Origin of the sequence: Methylobacterium sp. C1, assembly GCF_001854385.1 — a bacterium.
Classification (GTDB): domain Bacteria; phylum Pseudomonadota; class Alphaproteobacteria; order Rhizobiales; family Beijerinckiaceae; genus Methylobacterium; species Methylobacterium radiotolerans.
Genome location: NZ_CP017640.1, coordinates 5,280,289 through 5,295,419, shown reverse-complemented (window position 1 = coordinate 5,295,419; position 15,131 = coordinate 5,280,289). Strand labels below are relative to the sequence as shown.

The window sequence follows — 15,131 nt, the reverse complement described above, 5'->3', positions numbered from 1 at the left end:
CTAGGCGCGGGGCCGATCCGCCGCGATGATGCTTGGATGATACGGGGGCGCGATCTCGGGATCGCGATCAGGTCCGACGTCCCTCGGAGGTCCGCGTCCGAGACGGCGCGATCCCGATGGCGCCCGGACAGCTCGAGCCCGCGGCAGAGCGTCGGCACCCGGAGATCCCGAGAGCTCCTCCCGCGCGCACCGCGGGCCGCCCGCAGTCTCCGGGACGGAGCGCGTGTCGACTCATGCCGCGAAGCCGGAACGCTCGCCCGCGCGGTCGTCGGTAGCCAACCAGCCCGCGTAGTGGACCATCAGCCCGACGAGTGGCAGGACGATCGATACGTCGAAGTGGAACAGCTCGGCCTCTTGCCACTCGCGGGCGGAGGCGCGGGGTACGAAGGCCAGCGGAAGCGGCAGGCGGGCAACCGACCAGCCGCGCAGCACCATGCGCAGCCCATCGCCGTCGCTCGCGAGGTGGAACCGGAAGCGGAACGGGCCGAACCGTTCGACCACGCAGCCGCGCTCTTCGAAGAACGCGCTCGCGAACCGGCGACCGGAGAACGTCCGCGTCCAGCGTTCCACTCCGTGCCTCTCGCTGAAGCCGACGTGGACGGCATGTTCGCCCGTGGCCGGAAACCCGAGCAGCGCGGCGAGGGCTCGCGCGATCGGGTGACGGCCGCGCGTCACGACGGCGCGACCATGCGCCCCTGCCTCGCGCAGGACGCCGTGCAGGGCCGCGACGCGCGGGGCGAGCTTGGCGAAGCGCGGCCCCATGACGGTCGCGTAGAGCGCATCGGCCTGGACCGACTCCCGCACGTCGTGACGGATCGACAGGCCCGCGAAGATCGGCTCGAAATCCGTCAGATCGAGCAGGGTCCCGGCGTCGCGCGCGCCGGGGGCGATCGAGCCGGCCAGGATCCGCTCGGCGAGGATCGCCGCCGGCAGCACGGGGATCTCCGGGCCGTGACCGTCGGCCGCGAGGAGCGTCCAGCACCGCTCGACGCGGCGCCCATCGGCCGAGCCGAACATCCGGACGACCATGCCGGACCGATCCGAGCCCCGGCGGGCGGTCAGCTGCTGCGCCAGGAGGAGACCGCCCGCGAGCGTCTGCAAGGAGGGGATCCAGCGCCAGCGCACCGGCCAGCTCGCACACCAGAGGCCGATCACCTGCAGCGCGCGATCGGTCCCGGCCCTGAAGCTGACCGCCGGCCGGCCAGGAAGCCGACCGGGCAGGAGTTCGAGGTCCGGGACGTCTGCCAGCGCCAGCCAGCGGCGGCCGAGGGAGGAGCCGTCAGACAGGGCGAAGCGTTCGCGCCGCAACTCCTGCCAGCCGATGGCCACCGACCAGCGCTGCCCGCGCCAGAGCCGGATCGGCCTGCCCACGTAGCTCAGGATGGCCGCGGCGACCGACGTTCCGGCGGTCGCGCGGTTTGAGGCGCTGATGGCGATCTCGACGGCGCTGACAGCGTCCATCCCCTGGGCCAAGCGCCGCGCGGCGGCACCGGACAGGGCCGGGACGCTCGACGCGCCGGCCAGGATCGCGACGCCGGCCGCTCGCGCGGCGTCGTCCAGCTCGCCGATGCCGGCCACGAACGCGCGGCCGTCCGCGAGATCGAGATAAGGGATCGCCGCGGCGATGCAGGCCCGGGGCAGCTCGTAGCCGCTGCCCTGGAACGGACCGGCCGCGTCGATGACGAGGTCGGGACGGACGCGCTCCAGCACGGGCGCGACCGCCCCGCCGCGGTCGGCCTGGAGGGGTCGGCACGGCGGATGGGCCGCGCAGAACGCCTCGGCGCGCGCGAGGCGCCGGCCGGCGACGACGACCGCGTGCCCGGCGGCCGCGAGCCGGCGCGACAGGCGCGCACCGAAGCCGCCATAACCGCCGAAGATCAGGATCGTGCTCACGCCCCGCCCTCCTGCGCTGCCGGCTCAGCGTCCTGGAAGATCGCTTCCTGGCGGATCAACCGCCCGAACCAGGGATGGACGATGTCGAGGATGAAGCGGAAGGCGTCCGCCGTCGCGTCCGGGGCAGCATCGGCATGCGTGACGGTGATCGCACCGGGGGTGAGCCAGCCCGGCAGGTGCAGGCGGAGCCCGAGGCAGTCGATGAAGTAGCGGTGGCTGCGAAACACCAGCGCCCCGTCCGCGACCGCGACGGTCAGGGTCATACCGACGCCGGCGCCGACGTGCTCCTCCAGGCCGGTGGGGCCAGCGAAGCGCTTGGCCGAGTGGATCACCTGCGGGAAGCCGGAGGCGCGCGCGTACAGCCGCGTCCAGATCTGACCGCCCCCGTCCGGATCCTCGGTGACGGTGACGACGCCGGCACGGCCGGTCCCGCGCTCCAGGGGGAGCGGGGCGCCGACGAGGCGCGTCGCCTGCGCGACGAGCCAGCCGAGGCGGCTGACGCGCATCGCGACGACGTGGCCGACATAGACCGCGCTCGCCCCCTGCGCCAGGCGCTTGCCGAAGCGTCGGCGCACCGCCGGCGACAGGCTCGCCCACGCGCGTTCCGGGATCAGCGTCCGGAAGCGCAGGTCGAGGAGGTCGCCCGGCCCGTCGAACGACGGCGCGGTGCGGGTCTCGCGGGACGGCCCAGCATCGGCTCGACGGACGCTTCCCATCGCGGTCACCTGATTCCTCGATCGTTCGGGCTCTCTGAGCGCGATCCTCGGACCGTCACTCGGTCTTGGCCGGCAGGAACTTCACGATCCGGGCGCCCATCCGGATCAGCTTGGCCAGCGTCCCGCGGGGCACGTTGAGCATCTGGCCGTACCAGCGCTCCATCGACTCGGTGAAGTCGAGCATCGCTTGCAGGCGCCGCTTGGCGACCGCCCCGAGGGCCGGGTCCGCGTTCGCCTCGGCGACGCAGGCGCGCAGGGCCGCGAGGGCGGGATCGATCTCCCGCTCCTTGCGGCCGGCGGCGATGCGCGTGACCATCTCCCAGAGGTCGGTCTCGGCGACGAAGTGGTCGCGGCGCTCGCCCATCACCGGCACGCGGCGGATCAGGTTCCAGCCGAGCAGCTCGCGCAGCGAGTTCGAGACGTTCGAGCGCGCGATGCCGAGCAGGCCGGCGATGTCCTCGGCGGTGAGAGGACGCTCGGAGAGGTAGAGGAGCGCGTGGATCTGCGCGACGGAGCGGTTCACGCCCCACTGGCCGCCCAGGTCACCCCAGTGCAGTACGAAGCGCTCGACCGCGGCGGGCAGGGGACGCGTTGCATCTGTTATTTCTGTCATGACAGAAATAACAGACCTAAGTGACGCCCATGTCAAGCGGTGGGACCGGGGGAAGCCGATGCCGCGGCTCGGCCCGGAACCGCAGCCCCGGAGAGTCACGGCAGGATCGGCGCGTCCCCGGACCCCCGCCGGTCCCGGCTCGGGCGCTTACGCTGGGGACCAGGCGCGTGCCGGACGACTCCGTCACCGTCTCACGACCCCGTGGCGCTCGGCGGCGTGCCTCCGCGGCGAGTCCGGGACCGGGCCTCCGCCAGCCATGTCGTCCCGTCGGGGCGGTGCCGGATCGTCCGCAGCCGAGAGGAACGCCTAGCGGCGCTCCCCGGATTCTCCGACGCTGGTCCGGTTCGTGCCTAGCGGGGCCGCACTCCTCTTTGCGCCCGGTTCCTCATGCCCGAATGCCTCGTCTTCCGCGTGCCCGCGCAGCATCCCGCCGACGTTTCCGGGGTGATGGACCTCGTCACCTCCGGGACGGTGGGTGCGCCCGAGATCGTCGCGATCTTCGGCAAGACCGAGGGCAATGGCTGCGTGAATGACTTCACCCGGCAACTCGCGGTGATGGCTCTGGAGACCGCGCTCGCCTCCGCACTCGGCTGCACGCCGGCGGAGGCCGGAGCCCGGATCGCCCTCGTCATGTCCGGCGGCACCGAAGGCGGGCTGTCGCCGCATTTCCTCATCCTCGCCCGGCGTGAAGGACCCGCGGCGCCGGAGCGGAAGGCGCTCGCCATCGGCACGGCCTTCACCCACGCGTTCCGGCCGGAGGAGATCGGCCGGATGTCGCAGGTCGAGGCGACCGCGGCGGCGGTCGGCCGGGCCATGGCAGAGGCGGGGCTCACCGATCCCGCCGACGTGCATCTCGTGCAGGTGAAGTGCCCGCTTCTGACGAGCGCCCGGATCGCCGACGCGGCCGCCCGGGGCCACGGCGTCGCCACGCACGACACCTACGCCTCGATGGGCCTGTCCCGGGGCGCCTCGGCGCTCGGCATCGCCCTCGCCCTCGGGGAGGTCGATCGCGAACAGCTCACGGATCCCGCCATCGGCACCCGGCGCGATCTCTTTTCCGGCCGCGCCAGTGCCTCGGCGGGGATCGAGCTGATGCGCAACGAGATCATCGTGCTCGGAAACGCCCCAGGCTGGACCGGCCCGCTCGCCATCGCCCACCGGGTCATGGACGACGGTATCGACCTGCCCGCGATACTGGGGGTCCTCAGCGACCTCGGCTTCCCGGAAGCGGGGCCGTTGTCGCGTCAGGAGTCGGAGCGCGTGATCGCCCTGCTCGTCAAGGCCGAGCCTTCCCATGACGGCCTGATCCGGGGACGGCGCCACATCATGAACGACGACAGCGACATCAACGCCACCCGGCACGCCCGCGCCCTGGTCGGCGGGGTGGCCGCCGCCGCAATCGGCCGGACGGACCTGTTCGTCTCCGGCGGCGCCGAGCATCAGGGGCCAGACGGTGGCGGCCCGGTCGCGGTCATCGCCCGCGTGAGGGACTGAAGCGGCGCCCCGGAACCGCAGAAATCCGATCAGCGGACGTGCGAGCGCCAGGAGGTCGGAGCCGATCCTGCGCGAAGACAGACGGCATGACCTTTCGATGTTGCAACGCCTGGTGCTGGCCATCGCGCTGACAGCCGCGACCTCGCCCTAGACATACCTGCCGACACCGCCTTCCGTGACCGCGCAGGTCATCGGCGGCCGGCGGCCGCCAGGCTGGCGCGGTCGACGATCTCGACCGCGCCCCGGCGAAGCTCGATGAGGCCCGCCTCAGCCCACTGCGCCAGGATCCGGCTCACCACCTCCCGCACGCTGCCGACATCGTCGGCAAGCTTCTGATGGGTTACCGCGGCGATACCCCGCGGCTCGGACTCGGCCAGGAGCCGCTGCACGAGGCGCTGCTTCAGCGGTGCGAAAGCGACCTCATCGATCAGCGTGAACAGGCCGGACATCAGCCGCGTGTAATCGTCCATGACGAAGCTGCGGAAAGCGGCGCTCTCGCCCATCAGGTGCTGGAACGTGCTCACCGGCAGCGCCGCCAACTCGGTCCTCTCCTCGGCGACGCTCTGCGCCGGGAACGTGCCGCCGGACAGCAGGCACTGCGTGGTCAGGGCACACGTGCCGCCGGGACCGACCTTGTAGATCAGCACCTCGCGCCCGCCCTCCGACATGCGGAAGATGCGCGTGCGACCCTCCAGGCACATCAGGTAGTTGGCGCACTCGCCATCCAGTTCGTAGGCGATGGCGCCCGCGTCCAGCACCGGGAAGTGCACGGTTCCCCGGGCGATCTGGAGGTGCGCCGGGCTGAGCGCCCGAAGAAGCGGGAACCGGTCGATCCAACGCTCGACCTTCTGAGCATCCGTCATGGCTGGCGTCGTCCCCCCCGGCCATGACGACGGGCTGATCGTCCGGCTAGCGTCGCGTTCTTCTCCCGCCGCGCCGGACTTGTGTGACCTGGGTCACCGACCGGGCGCAGCGGGTCGGCATAGCATCCGACCACACCGAACACGATAAGGGCGCCCGCCATGTGCGGCACCCGCCGGGAGTGAACCGATGCGCCGCCTCGCCCTCAGCCTCACGCTCGCTGCCGTCGCCGCCGGCCCCGCCGCGGCCGAACAGGACCTCCTGCTCGGGGCGGACATGTCCTCGCCCGCCATGACCAAGGCCGACATGAGTCGCGCCGACGTCGAGGCGCTGATCGAGGGCGCGGACGGCAAGCCCGTCGATCTGCACGACAGGTCCCTGTCCGGCCTCGACCTTTCCGGGCTGAACCTGCGGGGCGCCAACCTGCGGACGGCGCGCCTGAACAGGGCCAACCTGCGCGGCGCCGACCTCAGCGGGGCAAACCTCGAACAGGCGTGGTTCCTGAAGGCCGACCTGGCCGGCGCCAAGCTCGCGGACGCGAAGATGTTCGGCATCACGGCGCGGGACGCCGACCTCAGCGGCGCCGACCTCAGCCGCTCCATGCCCATCGGCGACTTCAAGGGCGCCAACATGAGCGGCGCGACGCTGGTCGACCTCAAGGGCGGAGCCGACATCAAGAACCAGTCCATGGGCCTGATGCGGGCGGTGTTCACATCGGTGAACCTGGCGGGCGCGAACCTCAAGGGAGCCGACCTCGGCCGGTCGCGCCTCGAGTATGCCAACCTGAAGGACGCCGACCTCACCGACGTGGTGCTGATAGGCTCGGATTTGTCGGGCGCCAACCTGACCGGCGCTACGGTGACGGGCGCGGACTTCAAGAACGTCGACGTCAGCGGCGCCCGGTTGATCGACCTCAAGGGTCAGTCCGAGGCCAAGGACTGGACCGAGCGCGTGAACGTCGACCGCGCCGTCACCCAGGCTTCGAACTGAGCCGCCCGTCGCCGCGGACCCCACCTGGTCGGCGCCCTCCCCGCCGGCCTCGCGCTGTCCGTCGTGGCCATCGGCCCGATGACCGCCACGGGCTACGACAAGTCTGCGGAGACTATCCCGGTCGACGCCTCACCAGACTGGCTGACAAACCTGACTACCCGCCGCTGACCGGGTTGGATCGTCAGGGAGATGTCCGCTTCGGCGCCCGTGTCGCGCAGAAGCGGACCGACGGAAATCCACCCTGAGCGGTCCTCCCGCTGCCGACCGACCCCTTCGATCAGGGGCCGGCCGTGATCCACGCTCCAGGAGGAGATCCGCGGCCGTCGAGCGGCGCGGGCGCGGCCAACCGCCATCGCCCGCGCGCCCAAGATCTCACGCCGCAGCGTCTATCGCACCCTCGAGGGTGCGGCATCACCAGGCGCGGTCGCGCCGTCCCCGAACCTGGTATGAGTGCTGGTTCATTTCGCGACCCTCGTGTGAGTAGTCGATCGGCCCCCAGAAGCCGTCCGGCGACCAACTGCGCGGCTGCACGGGAACATACCCACCGTCCCAGTTGCGAGGCCTCATATCGGCGATCAGCCTGGACCCATGGTCGTAGCGGTACATCCCGCCGCGGTTGCCCTTGGTGGGGCGTCGCACGGCGTTCAGGTCAGCGGCGATGTCGACAGGAGCCGTCTTCTTGAAACCTCTGCTCGGCGCGCGCTTCACAGTCACAGACTTCGTATCGAAGTAGTCACGATAGTCCCCATATGACTCGACCGCCGTCGCGCCGACCGTCGATCCGAGCAATATGGCGGCTGCGAGCAGGTTCTTCACGGCCCAACACCTTCTGCCTTTCAGCTGGCATCTAGCCGATCCGAATTTACGCTGGCCTGCCGAACTGTGTAGGATTGTAGGCGCTCTTCCAGGGATTGCGGTGACGTGCAGCACAAGCCGGCCGCTGCTCACGACGCATGAGCGGTCCGGTTCTCCGATTCCCAGGATCCTGCCGATGGAGCTCGATCGGCTGTTTTCGATGCGGCCCGATCCCGCCATTCAGCTGGCTTGAAACGGGCCTGCGAGCAGCCGCGGCCGTGTCGTTCGCTTCTCCGCCCAGGAAGACGTCTCCTATCCCTCGACGTTGCTTCCGCGCCGGCCTGATGGCGATCGCATGGTGAATCAACGATTTTACGGCCTCGCAACGGCGCCCAGTTTATCTGACTACTCGCGTCGACCGAATTCGGTGCGAGAATTTAAACCATCACCCAATGAAACAAATCGCACCGACGGGCCGCGCCACAATCGCCACACGATTATCCTCACCTCAGCGTACAGTAGATCTCTATTTACCGGTCGAGAACAAATCCCTCTTCCTCCATCGAAGGCTCTCAAATGCAAGGCGATCTGATCCCACGGCGCATCCTGTTCGGAAATCCCGAGCGTGCCTTTCGGCAAATCAGCCCGGACGGCGAGTGGTTGACCTGGGTCGCACCCGCCAATGGGGTGATGAACATTTTCATCGCGCCGCGCGCGACTCCCGACCGCGCTCGGCAGCTGACCTTCGATCAGGGCCGCGGCGTCACCGCCTACTGCTGGACGATGGGTGCGACGCATCTTGTCTACGGCCAGGACACTGACGGCGACGAAAACACCCGCCTCTACGCGCTGAACATCGCCGACGGGAGCGTGCGCAACCTGACGCCCGAACCCGATGTGAAGGCGAACCTCGGCGGTGTGAGTCGCAAGATCCGCGACATGATCATGGTCTATCTCAACGACCGGGATCCGCGGTTTCACGATCTATACGCGATCAACCCGGCAACAGGCGAGCGGCGCAAGCTCGCTGACAATCCCGGCTTTGCCGACATCATGGTCGACGCGGCGTTCCGGCCGACCCTCGCGGTCGCCCTGCACCCGAACGGCGAGATGCACCTGCTGCGCAATGCACGCGCCGAGGGGCCACCCGCGCCCGAGGACTGGCAGCCGTGGCAGACCATCCCCCGCGAGGATGCACGCACCACGTTCCCGCTCCACCTGAGCGCCGATGGGTCGATCCTCTACATGGCCGACAGCCGCGGTCGCGACACCGCCGCGCTCAGCGCGATCACCCTCGCCACGGGTGAGCGGACCCTGATTGCGAGCGACCCGCGGGCCGACATCACCGAGACCTTCACCGACGCCGAGACGCAGGAGATCCTGGGCTACGGCGTCTCCTACCTCGTTCGCGAGTTCCATACGGTCGATCCGCGCGCCGGCGATTTCGCGTGGCTGGCAGATCAAGGCCTCGAGAACCCCGTCGTGGTCGGTCGCACCGAGGCCGACGACATCTGGCTCGTCGGGACCTATTCCGACGTCTCCCCGGGCGAGGTCTTCGTGTTCGACCGGCCGAACCGCACGCTCACGCGGCTGCCGCCAAGCTCGCCGGAGCTGGCAGCGGCAGGTCTCCGTCCGATGGAGCCGCACACGATCCCGACCCGGGACGGGCTGAACTTGATCTCGTACGCGACCCTGCCGGAACGCGCGGGCCCGAGTGAGCGCGTTCCGCTCGTGCTCGTCGTCCACGGCGGCCCCACGGCCCGTGACGAGTTCGGTTGCAACCGGGAGCATCAATGGCTTGCCAATCGCGGTTACGCTGCGCTCAGCGTCAACTTCCGCGGCTCTGCCGGATTCGGGAAGGCGTTCGTCAACGCCGCCGAGGGTGAGTGGGGGCGGCGGATGGACGACGACCTCATCGAGGCCGTGACTTGGGCCAAGGATAACCTGCCCATCGATCCGAACCGGATCGCCATCTACGGCGCGTCCTACGGCGGCTACGCTACCCTCGTCGGGCTCACCCGAAACCCGGATCTCTACGCCTGCGGTGTCGACATCGTCGGACCGTCGAACTTGGAGACCTTACTAGAGACGATTCCTCCTTACTGGGAGGCGGGCCGCCATCAGTTGAAGCGGATGATCGGCGACCCGGACACCGCCGAGGGCCTGGCACGCCTGCGAGATCGCTCGCCGCTTCATCAGGCGGACCGCATTCGCCGGCCGCTCATGATCGCGCAGGGCGCCAACGATCCGCGGGTGAAGCGGGCAGAGAGCGACCAGATGGTCGCGGCCCTGCGCAGCAAGGCCATCCCTGTCACCTATCTGCTGTTCCCCGACGAGGGACACGGGTTCGAGCGGCCGGAGAACACTCTCAGCTTCTATGCCCAGGCCGAGGCGTTCCTGGCTGCGCATCTTGGCGGCCGCTGTGAGCCGGACGATCCCGTGACCCGGGAGCGCAGCAGCATGCAAATCCTCTGATCGCGCCGCCGAGCCGTCACCGAGGCCGGCGATGGTCTCAACGGCATCGCCGGATCCCTCGCGAGGGCCCGAGCGGTTGACTGAACCATCGTGTGTCCGCTCACGGCTCACCGCCGAGCCGGAGCGGACGGGCAGAGAACGACCCACCCGGCCAGCTGTGGTCCGACGCGCTTCGCTCAGGAGCGGAGATGCCGAGGTGTATCAGGGAAGCGAGCAGTCGACGGGACGATCGGTGTGGCGGGCGCTCACGAAGGAGGATCGGTGCAAGAGCGAACCTTCCTCCTCAAGAATGACGGCTTTCGGATACGTAATGTATCCCTGCATCATCAAGGCTTCGGAACGGCACTGAGATGTCCAGGCCCCTCTTCTTCGCGCGCTGTCGCGAAGGCCTCTAGCGGCTCGACGTGCGCGTCGGGCCGCAGCACCACGACCTTCGTATTCACGGGCACGCGCTCGTAGAGGTTGATGATGTCCTGGTTAAACATCCGGATGCAACCGGACGAGACGTTCGTGCCGATGGTTTGCGGCTCGGTCGTGCCGTGAATGCGGTAGAGGGTGTCCCGATCGCCGTCGAACAGGTAGAGCGCGCGCGGGCCGAGCGGGTTCGTCAGGCCCGGCGCCATGCCGTTGCGCCAAGGGCCGTTGCGCTCGGGCTCGCGCCGGATCATGTCGGCGGTCGGCGTCCAGCGCGGCCATTCCGCTTTGCGCTTGATCTCGGCGGTCCCGTTCCACGCGAGACCGGCCTTGCCGACACCCACCCCGTAACGCAGGGCCCTGCCGTTCTCGCGTACGAGGTAGAGAAACTTGTTGCCCGGATCGACGACCACGGTACCCGGCGGCTCGCTGCGCGGGTATGCGACCTCCTGGCGGAAGTAGCGCGGATCGACCGCGCTGATGTCGGTCGCCGGCAGCGGGAAGCGTTCGGCGGGCTTCGCCGCGTACATGGCGAGGAAGCTCGGGTGCACCGGCGCGACGCTCGCGATCGCCCCAACATCACGATCGGTCGCCATGCAGCCCGCCGCCAGCAGCGTGAGCGACAGCACGGAAGCGCCGCGCAGCGCTCGGGCACGGGCCGAGCGCAGACCATTGCAGAGATCAGGCATCATGGCTTCGCAGTCGTCTCCTGTCATCGCGTCATGCTTCTTCGACAGCCGGCACCTTGGCGCCGGAGTCGCAGCGATCACGAAGCTATAGGCCGATTTTCTGAGATCGTTTCTTCGAATGATGCGAGCGTCGATCTATCACCCGACCATATCTTCGCAATGGAGTGGGAGCATCAACTTACATGATCCGCATAAATTGCGATTCGGCCCGTATCCGCCTGCACCACTTGCACATGAACCGGTCCTTTCGAGCAACCGGCGGGCAGGCTCGGCAACAGGCGGATCATCGCGGCCTCGATGGCCGACATTGAGGCCTGATGCAGTCTCAGCCTCGCCGTGCCGACTGAGCGCAGAGGGCCGGGAGGGGGCGAGCAGGATGGAGGCTTCGAGCTTGGAGCCGGGCTAACGGCCCTCGCGCTGAGCCGTTGTCTGCCGTGACCGTCACACGAGCCGCCCACCAGATCACAGCGGCGGTGCTCACCGGTAGCGGGCTGCCGCAGGGTGAGAATGGCCGGCCGGCGCCCACGGCGTTCACAGCGCAGATCCGCAGGCCGTGGCTCTACGCACAGGCCGTCGCGCCCGGGCGCCCCCCAGGATCGATGCGCGCGTCGCTTCAACGACACCGACGATCGTGGAAGCCGCTGCTGATGCGAGCCGCCTTCTCTCCTACTCACTCCTCGTCTTGCCATCGGCGCAGATCAGTTTGGTCATGATAGGCCATGCGGTCCGGCGTGGTGATGAATTCTACCGTCGTGCCCCAGGGCATACGGCAGTAGCAGACCTTGTTTCCCGGACCTTTCTCGGTTGCATAGGGAATGACGCGTGGCGCGGTGAGAGGGGTCCCCCCGGCTCTCTCGAAGCGCTCGACCGAGGCGTCGATGTCGTCGGTGTAGAGACCGAAGTGCGTGATGCCGAAGTCGCTCGCTCGGACCGGCTGGGCTTGCTCGGGGCCGTGCATTTCGAAGAGCTCGATATCGGGTCCGGTTCCGATCTTGACCATCGCCTGCCCGCGCACGACCGTTCCTGGGTATGCGCCGACGGCCCGCTCGAACTCGGGCCCCTGCCGCGGTGGATCCTGCGGTCCGAAGGACTGGTAGATCACTCGGGCGCCGAGAGCTTCCACCAGAAACGACTTTGCCGCTTCGATGTCGGGCACCGTGATGCCGATATGATTGACCCCGCGCGTGACAGGTGCCGTCATGACAGTGTTCCCTTCTTGATTGATCAACCGCGATTCGCCCTGGCGACACGGGCGCGGGAGCAGAACCTCAATCGGCCTCGAGGAAATCGATCAGAGCGGCCGCGACTTCGTTCGGCCGCTCATCCGCGACATAGTGGCTGCACCGCGCGATCGAGCCGCCGGTCACGTTGATCGCGAATTCCTTGAGCATCGGCACCATCTCCGCACCGAAACGCTGATCGCCGCCGAGACCCAGCACCGGTATTTCGAGCGGCTGCTTCTTGTACTCGAGCGCGGCCGCATGGTCGGCGGCGAGGGTGCGATACCATTCCATGCCGCCGCGGGTGCGGCCAGGAAGCGCCATCGCTTTCGCGTAGATCTCGATGTCCGCCGGATTGAAGGTGCTGTGGTCGTAGAACCGCTCAGCCATGAAGGCCGATACATAGTCATATTCGCGGCCATGGATCAGACGCTCGGGCAGATCCCGGTTCACATGGAAGCTGAAATGCCAGAGCCTCGCGGTCGTCGCCTCCCACTCGGTCCAGCCGGGAAGCGGCACGTCGAGGACGGCGAGATGCGTGACAGCCCTTCGATGAAGGGCCGCCTGCGGCAACGCCACCATGCCGCCGATGTCGTGTCCGCACACGGCATAGCGTTCGTGTCCGAGGGCGACCATGACTTCGTGCGCGTCGCGCGCCATCGTCGCCTTGTCGTAGCCGCCGAGCGGGCAGTCGGAAAAGCCCGCGCCGCGCAGGTCCATGGCCACCACGCTGAAACGCTCGGCCAGCAGCGGCATCACGTGGTGCCATTCCCACCATGTTTCCGGCCAGCCGTGAAGCAGAAGGATCGGCGGGCCTGAGCCCCCTGTGACGGCGTTGATCTTGATGCCATTCACCGGCATCGACTGCTGGGTAAATCCCTTCAAAGTCGCGATCATGATCGCATTCCACACGATGTTGAAGTTCGGACAGAGCTCGCGGCCGGCGCTCAGCGCTCGCCGGAATCGGTGGCGGTCGCGATGTTACGAACCGTCATGTCGGCCATGATCGACCAGTCCTTCTCGCCGAGGCCCGCTGAGACAGCGTTGGCGAGTCCTTCTCGGACAGCCTCAAGCATCGGGAGCGTGCGTCCGATCTGGTTGCCGGCCTCGACCGCCAGGCGCATGTCCTTGAGCGCGAGCTTGGCTTTGAAGCCGGGCTCGAACGATCGGTCCGTGATCTGCGCGCTGTAGCTCTCGTAGGCACGGCCCGAGAAAAGGGTGCCCAGGATGAGCTCGAAGAAGTCCGCGCGGTCCAAGCCCACGCTCTCGGTCAGCACGACACCCTCAGCCATCGCCTCGATCGCCATGGCGATCATCATGTTGCAGGCGATCTTGGCGGCGTTCGCGCGCGCCGGATCCTCCCCCAACTTCCAGACTCTCTTGCCGATCGAAGCGAGCAACGGCTCGATCGCGGCAACCGCATCGGCCTTCCCGGCTGCCAGGATGTTGAGCTGGCCGCTCGCCGCTACGTTCGGCCGCCCGAGCACGGGCGCGGACACATAGCCGAGGGCAACCTTCTCGTGCAGCACCTCCAGCTCTCGCGCGAGAGCGACCGAGATCGTCGATGTGATGACATGGGTCAGCCCTGGACGCGCCTTTGCGAGCAGACCGGCATCGAGGATGACTTCTCGAATGGCAGGATCGTCGGACAGCATCGTGAAGACTGCGTCAGCCTGGAATGCATCAGCCGCGACCGGGACCAGCGTTATTCCGGGAACGCGATCCTGGACGATCCTGCTACGGTTCCAGGCCCGCACCTCATGGCCTGCCTTCACCAAGTTCAGGGCCATGGCTGAACCCATACTGCCGAGACCGATGAACCCGATCTGCATGATCTATCTCCTGCCGTTCGGACGAGGGCCGTGCGCGGGATCGGACGCAGGCTGTTGAGCGATCATCGGGCTGAGACCCGCGCCCTCAGATATCGGCAGCAACCTAGATGGTCAGAATCGTTCTTGAAGTGACAGAACTGTATTCCTAGCGTTCAGTTTTGTGTGGGTGCCGCGATGGAATGGAGTGACGTCAGAATCTTTCTCGCTATCGCGCGATCCGGCACGCTCGGCGGCGCCGCGCGGTCTCTTCAGACAAGCCATCCCACCGTCGGCCGGCGTCTGCGCGCGCTTGAGCAGGCGATCGGTCACACGCTCTTCCAGCGGACTGCGGACGGTCTCGTTCTGACCGAAGAGGGTCACGGGATCATCGCGCTGGCGGAGCAGATGGAAGAAGGCGCGCTGGCCATGGAGCGCCGGCTCGCAGGGCAGGAGCAGAACCTCAAGGGCAGTCTCCGCATCTCATCGGCGGACTGGTTCGGGGCCTATGTCCTGCCTCCCATCCTGGCGGACTTCTCGAGGGCCTACCCCCATGTCGACGTCGAGATCCTGACCGGCACGCGCCTGTTCAACCTCGCCCAGCGGGAGGCCGACCTCGCTTTCCGTATCGTGCCGTTCAACACCGCCGATGTGGTCCAGCGGCGACTCTTCAGGCTCGAGTATGGCGTCTACATCGCCGAGGAATCACCTGACCCCAGATACGGCGATGGCACGGGTTTCCGGCTGATCACCCACGAGACATCGACGGGTCACTTCCCGGACATCGCGTGGCTCATCGAGACTTTCCCCAACGCAAGACCGGTCCTGCGCTCGAACAACCGCAACGTCCAAGGGCGCATGTGCAGGCAAGGCGTCGGCATCGCGGTCCTGCCCCGCGTCGTCGGCACGCAGATCCCGGGTATCCGCAGGCTGGACCTGCCGACGCAACCGCCAGCGCGAGATATCTGGGTGGGATACCACCGGGATCTACGGCGTCTTCGGCGTCTTCGTGCGTTCGTCTCGACCGTATCGGACCATCTCGGGAACGCGACCGTATGATGGGTCGCCGGGAGAGCGATCAAGGCTGCCGGAGGGCTTGAGCCGAGGCGTCTGATCGCGACGCGCGCGGTGTCGCCGGTGGAACGCCGGAGCGGGTCCTGACG

13 protein-coding genes are annotated in these 15,131 nt (G+C 68.1%); 4 read left to right on the top strand and 9 right to left on the bottom strand.

What is annotated here, in order from left to right; genetic code table 11:
• Nucleotides 1-231: 231 nt before the first annotated feature.
• The 3 genes from BKE41_RS24465 to BKE41_RS24455 are packed head-to-tail and all read right to left on the bottom strand — an operon-like array spanning nt 232 to nt 3,222.
• Nucleotides 232-1,893 (bottom strand): SDR family oxidoreductase, encoded by a 1,662-nt coding sequence (locus BKE41_RS24465; protein ID WP_071000204.1) that lies wholly within the window; start codon nt 1,891-1,893, stop codon nt 232-234.
• Nucleotides 1,890-2,609: a DUF4166 domain-containing protein gene (locus tag BKE41_RS24460; protein ID WP_029359904.1), complete on the bottom strand. Its 720-nt coding sequence runs from the start codon at nt 2,607-2,609 to the stop codon at nt 1,890-1,892. The genes BKE41_RS24465 and BKE41_RS24460 overlap by 4 nt, the downstream gene beginning before the upstream one ends.
• Nucleotides 2,610-2,664: 55 nt before the next feature.
• The gene (locus BKE41_RS24455; RefSeq protein ID WP_012321689.1) at nt 2,665-3,222 is read right to left on the bottom strand and encodes a MarR family transcriptional regulator; all 558 of its coding nucleotides are present in this window, start codon (nt 3,220-3,222) and stop codon (nt 2,665-2,667) included.
• A gap of 387 nt (nt 3,223-3,609) precedes the next feature.
• Between BKE41_RS24455 and BKE41_RS24450 the strand changes: the two genes are divergently transcribed.
• Nucleotides 3,610-4,716 (top strand): ring-opening amidohydrolase, encoded by a 1,107-nt coding sequence (locus tag BKE41_RS24450; protein ID WP_053620605.1) that lies wholly within the window; start codon nt 3,610-3,612, stop codon nt 4,714-4,716.
• 188 nt (nt 4,717-4,904) lie between these two features.
• Here BKE41_RS24450 and BKE41_RS24445 read toward each other — a convergent pair whose 3' ends face one another.
• Nucleotides 4,905-5,579 carry a Crp/Fnr family transcriptional regulator gene (locus tag BKE41_RS24445; protein WP_012321687.1) on the bottom strand — a complete coding sequence of 225 codons (675 nt, stop codon included), beginning with the start codon at nt 5,577-5,579 and terminating at the stop codon, nt 4,905-4,907.
• 187 nt (nt 5,580-5,766) lie between these two features.
• Here BKE41_RS24445 and BKE41_RS24440 point away from each other — a divergent pair, with 187 nt between their 5' ends.
• Entirely contained in the window at nt 5,767-6,567 is an 801-nt protein-coding gene (locus BKE41_RS24440; protein WP_029359903.1) for a pentapeptide repeat-containing protein, read from the top strand.
• Between the two features lie 411 nt (nt 6,568-6,978).
• Here BKE41_RS24440 and BKE41_RS24430 read toward each other — a convergent pair whose 3' ends face one another.
• Nucleotides 6,979-7,383 carry a hypothetical protein gene (locus tag BKE41_RS24430; RefSeq protein ID WP_012321685.1) on the bottom strand — a complete coding sequence of 135 codons (405 nt, stop codon included), beginning with the start codon at nt 7,381-7,383 and terminating at the stop codon, nt 6,979-6,981.
• Between the two features lie 555 nt (nt 7,384-7,938).
• Here BKE41_RS24430 and BKE41_RS24425 point away from each other — a divergent pair.
• Complete coding sequence (locus tag BKE41_RS24425; protein ID WP_071000203.1) at nt 7,939-9,837, top strand: S9 family peptidase; 1,899 nt, start codon at nt 7,939-7,941, stop codon at nt 9,835-9,837.
• A gap of 326 nt (nt 9,838-10,163) precedes the next feature.
• On the opposite strand, the gene BKE41_RS24420 is transcribed toward BKE41_RS24425, so the two are convergent.
• From BKE41_RS24420 to BKE41_RS24405, 4 genes are all read right to left on the bottom strand, one after another.
• Complete coding sequence (locus tag BKE41_RS24420) at nt 10,164-10,967, bottom strand: L,D-transpeptidase (RefSeq protein WP_071000202.1); 804 nt, start codon at nt 10,965-10,967, stop codon at nt 10,164-10,166.
• A gap of 643 nt (nt 10,968-11,610) precedes the next feature.
• Complete coding sequence (locus tag BKE41_RS24415; RefSeq protein WP_012321682.1) at nt 11,611-12,141, bottom strand: VOC family protein; 531 nt, start codon at nt 12,139-12,141, stop codon at nt 11,611-11,613.
• 67 nt (nt 12,142-12,208) lie between these two features.
• Nucleotides 12,209-13,057 carry an alpha/beta hydrolase gene (locus tag BKE41_RS24410; RefSeq protein WP_012321681.1) on the bottom strand — a complete coding sequence of 283 codons (849 nt, stop codon included), beginning with the start codon at nt 13,055-13,057 and terminating at the stop codon, nt 12,209-12,211.
• 50 nt (nt 13,058-13,107) lie between these two features.
• Complete coding sequence (locus BKE41_RS24405; RefSeq protein ID WP_012321680.1) at nt 13,108-13,992, bottom strand: NAD(P)-dependent oxidoreductase; 885 nt, start codon at nt 13,990-13,992, stop codon at nt 13,108-13,110.
• 174 nt (nt 13,993-14,166) lie between these two features.
• On the opposite strand from BKE41_RS24405, the gene BKE41_RS24400 reads away from it, so the two are divergent.
• Nucleotides 14,167-15,027, top strand: coding sequence for a LysR family transcriptional regulator (locus BKE41_RS24400; protein ID WP_012321679.1), 861 nt, complete (start codon nt 14,167-14,169; stop codon nt 15,025-15,027).
• Nucleotides 15,028-15,131: the final 104 nt, after the last annotated feature.

Excerpts from the sequence above, each read along its gene's own strand:
- BKE41_RS24460 (WP_029359904.1), bottom strand. The coding sequence starts at position 2,609 with ATGGGAAGCGTCCGTCGAGCCGATGCTGGGCCGTCCCGCGAGACCCGC.
- BKE41_RS24455 (WP_012321689.1), bottom strand. The coding sequence starts at position 3,222 with ATGACAGAAATAACAGATGCAACGCGTCCCCTGCCCGCCGCGGTCGAG.
- BKE41_RS24450 (WP_053620605.1), top strand. The coding sequence starts at position 3,610 with ATGCCCGAATGCCTCGTCTTCCGCGTGCCCGCGCAGCATCCCGCCGAC.
- BKE41_RS24445 (WP_012321687.1), bottom strand. The coding sequence starts at position 5,579 with ATGACGGATGCTCAGAAGGTCGAGCGTTGGATCGACCGGTTCCCGCTT.
- BKE41_RS24440 (WP_029359903.1), top strand. The coding sequence starts at position 5,767 with ATGCGCCGCCTCGCCCTCAGCCTCACGCTCGCTGCCGTCGCCGCCGGC.
- BKE41_RS24425 (WP_071000203.1), top strand. The coding sequence starts at position 7,939 with ATGCAAGGCGATCTGATCCCACGGCGCATCCTGTTCGGAAATCCCGAG.
- BKE41_RS24420 (WP_071000202.1), bottom strand. The coding sequence starts at position 10,967 with ATGACAGGAGACGACTGCGAAGCCATGATGCCTGATCTCTGCAATGGT.
- BKE41_RS24415 (WP_012321682.1), bottom strand. The coding sequence starts at position 12,141 with ATGACGGCACCTGTCACGCGCGGGGTCAATCATATCGGCATCACGGTG.
- BKE41_RS24410 (WP_012321681.1), bottom strand. The coding sequence starts at position 13,057 with ATGATCGCGACTTTGAAGGGATTTACCCAGCAGTCGATGCCGGTGAAT.
- BKE41_RS24405 (WP_012321680.1), bottom strand. The coding sequence starts at position 13,992 with ATGCAGATCGGGTTCATCGGTCTCGGCAGTATGGGTTCAGCCATGGCC.
- BKE41_RS24400 (WP_012321679.1), top strand. The coding sequence starts at position 14,167 with ATGGAATGGAGTGACGTCAGAATCTTTCTCGCTATCGCGCGATCCGGC.